Annotated in this window: 10 protein-coding genes; 5 read left to right on the forward strand and 5 right to left on the reverse strand. The window is 49.9% G+C overall.

Annotated features, from left to right (window positions below):
* Positions 1 to 93: 93 nt before the first annotated feature.
* From KS4_RS06525 to KS4_RS06545, 5 genes are all read right to left on the reverse strand, one after another.
* Positions 94 to 978: a DUF6159 family protein gene (locus KS4_RS06525; RefSeq protein ID WP_145076287.1), complete on the reverse strand. Its 885-nt coding sequence runs from the start codon at positions 976 to 978 to the stop codon at positions 94 to 96.
* Between the two features lie 253 nt (positions 979 to 1,231).
* Positions 1,232 to 2,560: a glycoside hydrolase family 18 protein gene (locus KS4_RS06530; protein ID WP_200761647.1), complete on the reverse strand. Its 1,329-nt coding sequence runs from the start codon at positions 2,558 to 2,560 to the stop codon at positions 1,232 to 1,234.
* A 500-nt stretch (positions 2,561 to 3,060) separates the two neighbouring features.
* Positions 3,061 to 4,116, reverse strand: coding sequence for a transaldolase family protein (locus KS4_RS06535; protein ID WP_145076290.1), 1,056 nt, complete (start codon positions 4,114 to 4,116; stop codon positions 3,061 to 3,063).
* A 154-nt stretch (positions 4,117 to 4,270) separates the two neighbouring features.
* Positions 4,271 to 4,777 (reverse strand): thioredoxin family protein, encoded by a 507-nt coding sequence (locus KS4_RS06540; protein WP_145076292.1) that lies wholly within the window; start codon positions 4,775 to 4,777, stop codon positions 4,271 to 4,273.
* A gap of 171 nt (positions 4,778 to 4,948) precedes the next feature.
* Complete coding sequence (locus tag KS4_RS06545; RefSeq protein ID WP_145076294.1) at positions 4,949 to 6,211, reverse strand: serine/threonine protein kinase; 1,263 nt, start codon at positions 6,209 to 6,211, stop codon at positions 4,949 to 4,951.
* Between the two features lie 315 nt (positions 6,212 to 6,526).
* On the opposite strand from KS4_RS06545, the gene KS4_RS06550 reads away from it, so the two are divergent.
* From KS4_RS06550 to KS4_RS06570, 5 genes are all read left to right on the forward strand, one after another.
* Positions 6,527 to 7,588, forward strand: a complete 1,062-nt coding sequence (locus tag KS4_RS06550) for a polyprenyl synthetase family protein (protein ID WP_145076296.1) — start codon at positions 6,527 to 6,529, stop codon at positions 7,586 to 7,588.
* A gap of 37 nt (positions 7,589 to 7,625) precedes the next feature.
* The gene (locus KS4_RS06555; protein ID WP_200761648.1) at positions 7,626 to 8,495 is read left to right on the forward strand and encodes an isocitrate lyase/PEP mutase family protein; all 870 of its coding nucleotides are present in this window, start codon (positions 7,626 to 7,628) and stop codon (positions 8,493 to 8,495) included.
* Positions 8,496 to 8,745: 250 nt separating this feature from the next.
* Positions 8,746 to 10,491 carry a response regulator gene (locus KS4_RS06560; RefSeq protein ID WP_145076300.1) on the forward strand — a complete coding sequence of 582 codons (1,746 nt, stop codon included), beginning with the start codon at positions 8,746 to 8,748 and terminating at the stop codon, positions 10,489 to 10,491.
* Between the two features lie 263 nt (positions 10,492 to 10,754).
* Positions 10,755 to 12,122, forward strand: coding sequence for a transcription antitermination factor NusB (locus tag KS4_RS06565; protein ID WP_145076302.1), 1,368 nt, complete (start codon positions 10,755 to 10,757; stop codon positions 12,120 to 12,122).
* A gap of 94 nt (positions 12,123 to 12,216) precedes the next feature.
* Positions 12,217 to 12,618, forward strand: coding sequence for a bifunctional nuclease family protein (locus KS4_RS06570; protein ID WP_145076304.1), 402 nt, complete (start codon positions 12,217 to 12,219; stop codon positions 12,616 to 12,618).
* Positions 12,619 to 12,777: the final 159 nt, after the last annotated feature.

Here is a 12,777-nt window from a genome sequence, read left to right on the forward strand (position 1 = left end):
ATTCTCGCTGTAAAAATGTGTGGTTTGGTGGTGTGAGAATGTGTGAGAGGTTGAGGTTTGGATCAGAAGCGAGAATTAGAGGCATAGGTGTGGTTAATTACGTGATCTGAAGGCGTCTTGGAACATCTGTGGGTTGAGGTTTTGAGGGACAGATTTGCCTGTCGCGTAATTGTACAAAATTGCTTTAAATACGACGTCGGCTGCGGAACTCCAGATGGAGACGATGAGGACGGTGAGGACGATGATGGCGATGCCGAGTCCGATGAGTAGGCCGGAGGATGCGGCGCCTGCGCCGAGGAAAAGGATGATGCCACCGATTAGGATGCCGGGGATCATGAGAAGGAGGCCGACCCAGCCCATGGAGAAGTTGCCGACGAGGGCAGTGCCCCAGTTGTCTTTGAGTATGGAGAGAGAGCGTTTGACGCTGGTGATGGGGCCGGAGCCCTCGATGACGAGTGTGGGGACGACGAAGTAGGTGATTGCGGTCCATGCCATGCCGAGGATTGAACTGATGAAGGCGCCGACTTTTTCGTTTGAGTTTTCGATGGCTTTGAGGATGACGCCGATGACGGCGGAAAGGAGTGCCCAGCCGAAGATTTGGGGTAGGCGTTTGGAGGCGATGCCGAAGCCGTGTGAGATGGATGGGGGTTCGCCTGAAACGACCTGCATGGCGCAGGCGGTGAGGGCGGTGTTGAAGAAGACGATGACGAAGTAGTTGCAGAAGTAGAAGAGGAAGGTGGTGGTCCAGATGGCGATGTGTGTTGCGGGTGTGGCTTGTGCTGTGTTTGAGGAGTCCATGAGTTCTAGCCAAGATTGCGCGGTGCCGGTGAGGAAGAGTGGGCCGAGGAAGCTAGCGGAGACGAGTATGGTGGCGATGCCGGAGATGATGGGGAAGATTGTGAGTTGTTTGTGATCCCAGATGACGCGGTAGGAGCACTTTGCGTATTCCCAGCTTCGAGAGAGTGTGTCTAAGAACATTTGAGGTTCCTGTGTGAGATTAAGTTTCAGGTTGATCCAACTGACGTTATGACTTGGCTCAATTGTAACAATCTATGGCTACGAAAAATGAGAGGAAAGTGGTGAGGATTCCCATTTATGTGTGCGGATATACGGTGTATGTGGTATTGGGGGACGTGCGATGAATGCGCAAAAAACCAGCTCGATGCTGGTTATTATGCAGAACATTCGAGCTGGGACAGTTGGCGAATAGGTTGTTTTTGCTAAATGAGGTTTATGGTTGTTTGTTGCGGAGGAGTTGGTCGGCTGTGAAGTTGATGAGGGCTTGTGGGTGGGATTGGTCGTTGAGGTCGTTTGAGACGTCCCAGAAGAACATGCCGCCGAGGTTGTGTTGGTTGACGTAGTCGATTTTGGCTTGGAAGGATTCACGGCTGGGGCATGTTATCCAGGTGCCGCCATCGACGGTTGGGGCCCAGACGTAGGCGGCTTTGGCTTCGGGATCGAGTTTGAGTTGGAACTCATGGGAGCGATCTTCGAGGAGAAGTTTGACGATAGATCGCCATTCCCAATAGCCTTTGTGCTCGGTGACGCCGAAGGCGAGGGATTTTGCGGGTTGTGAGATGCCGTTGTCTTTGTGGGAGACGCCACGCCAACCTGCGGCGTAGAGTGGTGCGCCCATCATGACTTGTTCGGGCTTGAAGCCACGGGTTAGGTAACCTTGAATGCCGTTGTCGCCATTGATGTTTTGGTTGATACCGCCGGCGGCGCTACTTGGGTAGAGAGCTGAGAGATGGCCGGTTTGGTCTTTGACCCAGCGGCCGTGCATGTCGTAGACCATGACGTTGACGAAGTCGAAGATGTTGGCGAGTTTTTCGAGCTCAAGATGTTTCTGACGGAAAACGCCTACAGTTACAGCAGCAGTGAGCAGGTATTGTTTTTGGTCTTGTGACTGGAAGCGATCCATTTCGTCGCGGATGTCTTGCATGAGCAGTGTGAAGTTTTGTTTGTCTTCGGGGCGTTGTTTGTCTTTGTATTTGCTGCCTGAGACGGGGAATTCCCAGTCGATGTCGATGCCATCAAATTGATATTTACGCATAAATTCGACGGCGTTTTGTGCGAGGGTTTGCCGGCCTTGTTCGGTGGTGGCGAGTGAGGAGAAGTGCATGGAGAGTTCCCAGCCGCCGATGGAGATGAGGGTTTTGAGGTGTGGGTATTGTTTTTTAAGTTCGATGAGTTGATTGAGGTGGCCCCTAACGCCTGGCGTACCTTTATCAACAGGGTAAATGTGGTCGAGGGCTTTTTCTTTGGAGTCTACGGTGACGGAGCCATCGGCGTGAAGTTTCGCGAAGGCGTAGAAGATATGGGTGAGGTTTTGTGCGGGGATGTCGGCAACGGTGTAGTCGCCGTAGATACCGCCCCATTCGGGGAAGTATGCCATGACGTATTTGTTGGGGTTATTGAGGTTTGGGTGAACGGTTTGCTGTTGCGTGTCGTTAAGTGGCGGTGTGAAGGATTGGCAGCCAATTGATAGGCAAGAAATTAAGAGTGCAATGCAAGCTGCCAGCGTTGTGTTACGAATGTTGGTGTTTTCGCGTGTATTCATGGTGTGCTCACAACATGGTTGTGTGGATGTTGAAGATGATGCAATGATCATGTTGTTGCCTTGGGTTGAGGCAACCCCATTGGGGTTGCCCCCGGAAAACCATCCCCCCCCTTTTCCCCTATCCCTCCCCCCATTTTGAATCCCTCCCTCGAATCCTTTGCATCCCCTCCCGTCCCAGCTTTAACTGATCCATCATGACGAGGATGCAGTTGGATTCCCCCCCCCCCGCTTAATCCCCCGCCTAACCCATTCCAGAAGCGCGGCCGAACAACGGCTTAACTCTGCTGTACTGATGTGGAAGATCAATACAGATTTTGCCCAAAAATTGTCCCCGGTAATGTCGAGTATAATAAATGTTCAATGATTGACAAGATAATTATTGAGTTTGAGCGAATTAAAAAAGCCTACCCAAATGGGTAGGCTTGAACTCCTTACTCTTTCGAGTGACACCGTTTGCTCATCACGCCCTGTTGGACAATTCGGTGTGTTTGTTTGGATTGTTAGGCGACGGCAAGTTTGCGTCGTTTTTCAGCGATGTTGCTGAGTAGTTGTTTGAATGGGTCGGCGAATTTTTCGGTGCCTTCGCGCATGAGTGTTTCTTCGAGTAGCGTCATGTCGACTTTATGATCGATGTCGTTGAGGATTTCGGAGGCTGGGAGTTGGTTGACTCGCCGCATATAGGATTTACCGAGCTTCTCGACAGCGTCGTTCGTTTCGGGCGGATTGGTTTGGATGTCGCTGCCGGCGAGGGCTTCGACGTATTTGTCGGGTGAATCTTGAGGGTTCTTGGTGCCGGTACTTGCGAAGATGATTTCCTGCTCGAGCGGTAGTTTTTTCTCGCGCCACCATGCTTGGTTTGAAGACCAGATGCGTTTTGCATTGACAATGCCGACAAGGCCTTGCGCTTGTGGTGTGAGGTTGGTGACGTGTTGTTCGGTGTAGACATCGACACGTGAAACGAAGATGGAATAGACTGATTTGAAGTTATCGAGTTGGCCGAAGCGTTGGCGTCCTCGCCATAGGTTTTCGCGAGCGATCTCGTATTGGCGTTCAGTGAAGATAAGTGTGACGTTGATGGTGATGCCTGCAGCGGCGAGATCTTCGAGCGCGTCGAGGCCTGCGGCGGTGGCGGGGACTTTGATCATGCGATTTTTTTGGCTGGCGGACCATTTTTTACCGAGTTCGATGTACTTTCGGACACGTTCTTCGTGGGATGGGCCGAGTTGATTGTCTTCGAGGAGTGGGTCGAGTTCGAAGGAGACGTAGCCATCGTTTCCGAGGGTGCGTTCCCAGGTTGAGATGAATTCTTTTTGTGCGAGGGAGACGAGTTTGTCGGTCATCTGCCAAGCGACGGCGTTGTCGTCGAAGCCTTGCTGGAAGAGTTGTTGCATGACGCTGTCGAAGCGGCCGGTGTTGATGAGTTTTGAAATGATGATGGGATTGGAGGTTGCGCCGGTGGCGCCGCGTTTTTTATTGAGTTGGATTTCATCTGGATCAATGGAGTCTAACCATAGCTTAGTGCCACATTCAACAAGAGAACGGAGTGGAGAAGACATTGCTGGAACCCTTTCAACGATGAATAGCGTAGGTGGTGTTAAGTGATGATAGCGCAGTGATCTCATGTTTGCTCAAGAAAGGCAATAAGGTTTAGCCGCAATGTGAGCAAATGAAACGGTATAGTTGATACAGAGTGAATGAATGGGAAAGGCGTTATGGGATGGGTTGTTTGGGGGCGGCGTTTTGGGCCGATAATGTGACCCATTCGGCGAATTGCTGCTTATCCATGGCGCCTTCTTGGCGGGCGACGACGTGGCCCTTGTTGTTGAGGATGAGGTAGGTGGGGGTGGCCCAAATTTCGTACATGGTAGCGAGCTGATTGGCTTGCTGGACGTCTAGTTCGGTGATGTCCAAGCGGATAGGGATGACGTTGCGTGTGATCGTGTCGGCGGTTTTCTGATCAGAAAAGACGTTGATTTTCATGGCAACACATGCGGGGCAAGAGGGGGACGTGAACTCGATCATGGCGGGGATGTTGGAATTGCGGGCTTGCTTGAGGCCTTGTTCGTAGTTGAGAACCCAGGGGATTTTTTCGTTGTTTTTGAGGTAATATTGACGTGTTTGGACGGCGAAAATGACACCAATGCAGGCGAGAAGCAGGAGCAGCCATCCGAGCCGCCCTTGTTTTTTCATTCGCTGTTCTTCGGTACGATCACTCATATTAGCCTCGGTATGCTGTCATTGGGTAATGCATTAAGGACGTCTGCATGAAAGTCGTGTTTACCCGGTTGTGATGCCAACCATCACGTACCATCGGTATAACTGGCGGATAGCGATCGACTATTCCCAAGATTTGAATATGTCGTGATTGTGTTTGTGTGAAGAGATGGGTTAGCGGGGTGCCATGACGACGAGAATGACGATGAGGATGAAAACGAAGATCCAGCCAGCGAGTGCAATCCAGAAGAGCGGGCGTTCGGCGAGGGGTTTTTCGGATCGGTGTTCGATGTTGGCGAGTTCGTCGCGTGTTGTGGCTTCGCTGTTGTCGAGTGCGGCCCAAGAGGAGATGTCGAATTTATTTCTAGCGTGAATGGGTGCGTCGCCCAAAAGAACTGCTTCAAGGTCTTCGACGAGTTCGGAGGCGGAGCCGTAGCGTTTGTCACGGTCTTTGGCCATGCATACTTCGATGATTTCGCAGATGCCGGTGGTGAGTTCTTTGGTGATGTGGTCTGGCGGGACGAGTTCTTGTTTGAGGTGTTTGTGCATGACGGCAGAGGGGTTTGGCCCGTCGAAAGGTACGGAGCCAGTGACCATGTGGTACATGGTTGCGCCGAGCCCGTAAAGGTCAGCGCGGAAGTCGACGTCAACTTCGCCACGGATTTGTTCGGGTGAGATGTAGTAGGGTGTGCCGAAGGCTTTGCCGGATTCGGCTTCGGCTGCGTCGCGGTCTTCGATCGCGCGGGCGAGGCCCATATCGGCGAGCTTTGCGACACTATCAGTAGTGATCATGATATTTTTCGGTTTGACATCGCGGTGGATGAAGCCGGCTTGGTGTGCGTGGTGGAGTGCTTTGGCGATCTGGATGCCGATGTTGAGGGCATTTTTTTCGGAGTAGATGCCGTTGTCGTTCATTTCCTCGAATACGCTTTTGCCTTTGACGTATTCCATGACGAAGTAGTGGGTGTCACCGGCGCGGCCGACGTCGAGTGCGCCGACAATGTTGGGGTGATTGAGTTTCGCGGCGGCGCGGCCTTCGGCGTAGAAGCGGTTGATGAAGTCCTGATTGCGTGTGTATTTTTTGGGCAGGACTTTAATGGCAACGAGGCGGTCGAGAGAGATTTGACGGGCTTTGTAGACGGTGGCCATGGCGCCTGCGCCGAGTTTTCCGAGGATCTGGTAGCCGGGGATTTGGCGGCTGACCTTTTGTTCCTCGATTTCGGGCATGAGGCGTTCGATTTGTTTTTTTGTGACGTGGCCTTCTCTGATGAGAAGCTGGGCAAGGGAACTCTGATTTGGGTCGGAGTCTTCGAGTGCTTCTTTTTGGCGTTTGACACAGATATCGACTTCTTGATCGGTAGCGAGGCCTCGTTCGACAACGAGTCGCCCCAGAAGTGTGTCTGCTCCGGTCTGTGATTGTGAAGACTGATCCGTCATAAAAGCTCGGTAATGGCAGGTAATGGCCTGCTTCTTCGGAAATTAAAAACTGCCTTGATGCGTTTATAGACATATTAGGCATAAAACCACGGCTGACATCAGTTTACCCGCATTTGAGGAGAGTTACACACTCTTTTGTGATATGTGAACTGAGAAAGTGTGTTCTAAAGGTGCGTGGCGGGGTTGTCAACTCATAAAAGTTATATCGGACTGAGAGGTCTGCTAATTGATGTATGTTTTGAAGAAAATAGTCCTGACTAGGCAAAGAACCCCAAACACGATTACAATCAGGGTTCGATATGATCCGCCGCGGGTATGCGGCTTGTAGAAGGTGCTATTTTCATGCTGGTGTTGGCACAACAGGACAGTTTGATCATTGAGCAGTTAGGCGAAGATCTCGCTGATGTTGAGGCGAGGTTTGCAGAGGAATTGCGTTCTGATCTGGAATGCGTGAATGATCTTGCTGCGCATATCGAACGGTACCGTGGAAAAATGCTGCGGCCTACGCTGGTGCTAGTCTCCGCGTTGGCTTGCCCTAAGGAAGATGGGGAGGCTGCATCGACGAGCGATGCGCACCGTATTATTGCGACGGTTGCTGAGATGGTGCATATGGCAACACTGGTGCATGATGACATCTTGGATGATGCTGAGATTCGGCGGCGAGGTAAGACGATTAACAATCTGACGACGAATGAGACCGCGGTCATGCTGGGGGATTATCTGATCTCACATGCTTACCATCTGTGTTCATCGTTGCCAGATGCTGAGTTGGCGCGGATGATTGCATTTGCGACGAATACGGTTTGTGAGGGGGAGCTTTATCAGCTTCATAACCGTGGCAATTTTGCGCTTAGTGAATCCGCATATTTTGAAATAATCCGAAGAAAAACAGCTTCTTTGTGCGGTATGTGCTGCAAATTGGCAGGGTATATTAATGGGGTCGATGAGGCGGTTTGTGAAACGTTGTATGGGTACGGGGAGAAGCTTGGGATTGCTTTCCAGATTGTGGATGATGTGCTTGATCTGACGGGCGATGAGCAGACGGTTGGTAAGTCGCTTGGGCGAGATCTTGAGAAGTCGAAATTAACTTTGCCTTTGATTCATTATCGGGAAACGAGTTCGGCTGAGGACGCGGCGAAGATGGTGGAAGTGTTGAAGCGGTTGTCAAACCCGGAGCTGGATGTTGCGGAGAGAGAGAAGCATGTTGGGCAGATCGCGATCGATCTGCGTGAGCATGCATCGGTTGAATATGCACGTGATGTGGCTTCGAAATTGATTGAGGAAGCGAAAGAGAGCATCATAGCTTGCCTGCCAAAGTCTGCAGCACAAGAATTAATGTTGAGCATGGCGGATGCGGTGTTGTCGCGTGATTTTTAGATGACGTATGAATTCATTTTCAGGGTTGAGCGACAAAATGGACTTGCAGAGACAGATTTATCTGGCAGAAACTTTCCAATCACTGCACAGGGCGAATGAGATGTTCGTTTTGCCCAATGCTTGGAACGGTGGGTCGGCGGTCGTATTTGAAAAGCAAGGTTTTAAAGCGATCGGTACGACTAGTGCGGGGATTGCGTATGCGATGGGGTATGCGGATGGTGAGCAAATTACAATCGATGATTTGTGTTATGTGACGAAGCAGATGACGTCCCGGGTTGGGTTGCCGGTGTCAGTGGATATGGAATTGGGGTATAGCAGTCACATTGAAGGCATCAAACGCAATGTTGCGCGGATCATAGAAGCGGGGGCTGTGGGGATTAATATTGAGGATGGGTATCCGTCTGTGAATGGGCGTAATGCAAGGCTTGAGGATCTGAGCCGACAGATTGAAGTGATCGAGGCGATTCGTGAAGTTAAGACAGATTTGGGGATTCCATTTGTCATTAATGCTCGAACATGTGCTTACTGGCTGAAGATTGGTGTAGAGTCGAGCCGTCTTGGGTTGGCGATTGAACGTGGTAACGCATTTGCGAATGCGGGTGCGGATTGTGTGTTCATTCCCGGTGCGTTGAGTGAAGATATTGTGAAGGAATTGGTCGAGGGGATTGATGTGCCGTTGAATACGATTGCGAATCCAGCATTTCATGATTTTGAGAGATTGAATGAGATTGGTGTGAGGCGGTTGAGCATTGGGTCTGGGGCGGTGCGAGCGGTTTTTGCGGCGTTGATGGGTGTTTCGGAAAGCTTGTTTGTGGATGGCGATATCAAGCCGATGTTGAATCATGAACTAACGTATGATGCGGCAAATCTTTTTTTTAGGAAATTGCGGTCGTTTCAAGGCCGATAATGCTAAATTTTTCAGTGATTGGCGGTGGTTTGAGGTGATATTTGAGGGATGTGTCGGCATAATTTCATCGTTCTAGCTGTTTTCACTTACCCATGAGTTCTAATATTCATTAAACTCATGTGATCAAGCGGGCAGCATATTCGCTGTGGTATGTGCATTGTGGGAGCAGATAGCCGATAAGTAACTTGTCGAGCAAGACATCTGTGGGTTGATATTCGAATCGGAACTGGGATTTGGTAATAAAGGGCTTATGAGTATCCAGCGACCGAAAGTATTGGTTTTCAAAGGACGTGTCACCGGCAACATGAATGTTGCGGGTCTTCTTTCTGATCATTTCGAAGTCGAAATTGTGACGACGATGGAGGATGCGTTAGAAGCGATGAGGACGGAGACGTTCCACGCGGTTTATGCTGATACTGGGGATTTCTTGCCGCTGGAACGAGCGTTGGTCGGTGAGAAGGCATCTATGGTGCTGAACACGATTGGCGAAGGGGTGCTGATTGTTGATTCGGACGGGCGGTGTTCATGGTCAAATACGAAGATGCAGGGCTTTGCTCCCGAGGTTGCGGAGCACGCGAAGCGGATCTGTACGCAGGCACTTCACATTTTCTCATCGTTGATTGCTAGAAGTTCTTCGAAGCAGACACCAAGATCTAAGAAGTTTACGTTCCAAGTTTTGGATCGATACTATGAGATGATTACCTCGCCAGTGGTTGATGATACGGGCAAGGTAAGGCAGGTTGTCGCGGTGGTTTGGGATGCAACATCGGGTCGGCGTTTACAGTCGAAAATTGATGCGATTGACTCGGCGGGTCGTGAGCTTACAAGAATTGAGTCGGATGTTGTGGCGAAGGCAACGCCTTCAGACCGGCTGAAGATACTGCAAGAAAAGATCATCAAGTATTCGAAAGACTTGATGCATTTCGATCACTTCTCTATTCGACTATTAGACAAGCGTACGAATAAGTTGGAAGTGGTGATATCTGAGGGGTTGCCTCACGAAGCTTTAGAAATCGATTTGTATGCACAGCCTGAAGGGAATGGTATTTCAGGTTATGTCGGTGCGACAGGGCGTTCGTATATCTGTCATGATACTGAGAAGGATTCGCGTTATGTGATTGGGCTTGCGCATTGCAAGTCGTCATTAACGGTTCCGTTGACGATGTTTGATGATGTTGTTGGTGTGTACAATATTGAATCATCTCAGGTTGGCGCGTTTACAGAAGAAGACAGGCAATTTGCTGAGATCTTTGGTCGTAATGTGGCGCTTGCGCTTAATATTCTAGATTTGCTGGTGGTGGAGCGGTATACGACATCCGGACAGATTACGGATTCGGTTGCACAAGAGATGTCGCAACCGATCAACGATATTGTGACTGAAGCACAAACGCTGATGGAAGAATACATCGGTGACGATTCGATGCGTGCACGTTTGAATCGAATTTTGGAGAACGTGATTTCCTTGCGTGATTCAGTGCGTGCGGTGACAGCTGGGCCGAAGGCTGTATTGGGAACGGAGAAGGTCGCTGAGTCGATTGATGATCCGGCACTTAAGAGTAAGAAGATCCTTATTGCGGATGACGAGCCAAACATTCGACAGACGATTTCGGATGTGCTCAAGAAGCATGGCTGCAATGTGACGTCTTGTAAGGATGGTTATGAGGCGTGTTCACAGTTGGAGCAGCATCAAGATTTTGATCTTGTGATTTCGGATATCAAGATGCCATACCGTAATGGGTATGAGATTTTTGCTGCGGCCCAGCGAACGCAAGAGGGGTTGCCGGTCTTGCTGATGACGGGGTTTGGATATGACCCGCATCACTCGATTGTGAGAGCATCGCAAGAGGGATTATCCTCAGTGCTGTTTAAGCCTTTCAAGGTTGATCAGCTTATCGAAGAAGTACGTAAGGCATTGGGGATTGTCGAGCCGGAATTGCCACCTGCAGATGAGATGATCGAAGCGGATGAGCAAAAAGGTCGTGCGACTTCCGATTAAAATTGTTAAATTGGTACTATCATCTTTGGCCGTTCAAGCCCTGTCTCACGTCTTGAAGCCTATGTTATGAGAATCATTTGGGTCATTGGCACCATGTCACAGAAAGCCAATAACCAATTATGGGGTGGGATGTTCGTGATTCACTGGCCAATGTAAAGAAGAGAGCGTTCTGCAGTTTGTTACTTGTGGAGCGGTTTTTGGGGCATATTTGTTCGTTAGCTGATCCGCGTATGATCAGCCTGACCTGTCAGGAGGAGCTTTGAATGGCCGGCAAGCAGATACAGACTCAGGCTCTGCAGCAGTTGATGCCACCATTTGCCAACCCACGAATTGCGGTTGCGGCTTCGATTGCGCGGATTGTTGATCGATTTCCTAATTTGCCGCCAACGCCTCTAGATACGACGGGTTTGTCTCATCTTGATACAGCTTTGGCGACAGCGATTCACCGAACGGTTCTGCAGCGATACATCACGCTGGAGTTTATTGTGTCGCAATATTTGAAAGGGAAGCCGTTTTCGGCTCTAGAAGCTCCTGTGAGGGCCATATTGCTTTCAGGGGCAGCTCAGTTGGTCTTCATGACCCGATTGCCAGCCTATGCGGTGGTGGATGAATCTGTGAAGATGACACGAACTCATGTGCGTGCGAAAGCAGCTGGGCTGGTGAATGCGGTGCTACGCCGTGTTGCAGAGGTTGTGGAAGGATATGATCCGGATGAGCCTTGGCGGCCTGCTGCAGACGCTCTGCCGCTTGAAGCGGGAACGCTGAAGTTGAAGCAGCCTCTGTTACCTGATCCGAATGATCTGGTGGCGAATCTAGCTCTGGCGACATCTCACCCCCGGAGGCTACCACGTCGCTGGATCGAGGCTTATGGGGCTGAGGAAGCGACGATGCTTTGCCAACACAATATTCTGACGCCACCCACGTTGGTTGTGACAGAGGCTGAGTTTGAAGCAGATCCGGAGTCGAATGATTATGACATCCACACGACGCCGAATTGTTTGGTCTGGCGATCGACACATGCGGAGTTAGTCGCTTTTTTAGCGCAGTCTCATCATCGACGGGTTCAAGATCCCGCACACACCAAAGCGGTTCGTTCGACAGCGGATTTGCCGATTAAGTCGGCATTGGATTTTTGTGCGGGCAGGGGGACTAAAACTAGGCAATTGGCAAACCTTCACCCCGAAGCAAAAATCATTTCGACAGATGTTGATGATAAACGCAGGCGAGATTTATCACAGATTCCGGATGAATTCCCAAATGTTCAGGTTGTTGAGCCAGAAGCATTACCTGCTGAGGAATTTGATTTACTTTTGCTGGATGTGCCATGTTCAAACTCGGCTGTTTTGGCAAGGCGGCCAGAGGCTCGATACCGGCTTAACGATCAGTCGCTTAAGGAACTTGTCTCACTTCAGCATGAGATTATCACGGAATTGTTCGGGCATGTACGAGATGGGGGATATATCTTGTATACGACCTGTTCATTAGAGTCAGAGGAAAATCAACAGCAAACACAGTACATCCTCGACACCACAGGTGGATCGTTAGTTCGTGAAACAGCCATTTTCCCGGCTGGGACGACACCGCCTACCTATCATGACGGTTCGTATCATGCATTAATTCAATTGCCGTGATGCTGGCGAGAGCTTTTCATTGGGTAAGACTAGATCTTTCACCCAATCCTGCCCACAATACATGTAGCCTCACGATTAGCAGAAGGGGACATTCATGCTTATACAGGTTGAATTAACACGAATTCTGATTCAGGAAACCGACGACACGCACATTGTCGAATTGCGTGAAAAAGATGGGGAGCGAGTCATGCCCATCACGATCGGTTATTACGAAGCAGCTGCGATAGAACGGCGATTATTGGGCAACCTACCACCACGTCCTTTGACACATGAGCTTTTAGCCAACGCGATTGCTCAATTGGGGGGTAAGATTGACAGAATTATCATATCGGATTTGCAAGAGCATACATTCTTCGCTCAGATCGTTTTGAGTGGTCGTGAAAAAGAAATTGTGCTCGACGCTCGACCTTCAGATGCCATTGCACTGGGTTCGGCCACAAATGTTCCACTTTTTATTGAAGATCATATTCTCGATCAAATAACAAAACCTTTTTGATCACGGTGATTGATTGAGTGTCGTAAGTCATTTTGTCTATTGATTTTATGATTTTATGGTATGACTGAAAATGAGCTGGTTATCCTTTAGAAAACCCACAAATTGATGAGATAGCGAAGGTAAACAGAAGTTTAACTGAAATTTATTTGCGGATTTAGT

Origin of the sequence: Poriferisphaera corsica, assembly GCF_007747445.1 — a bacterium.
In the GTDB taxonomy this organism is placed as follows: domain Bacteria; phylum Planctomycetota; class Phycisphaerae; order Phycisphaerales; family Phycisphaeraceae; genus Poriferisphaera; species Poriferisphaera corsica.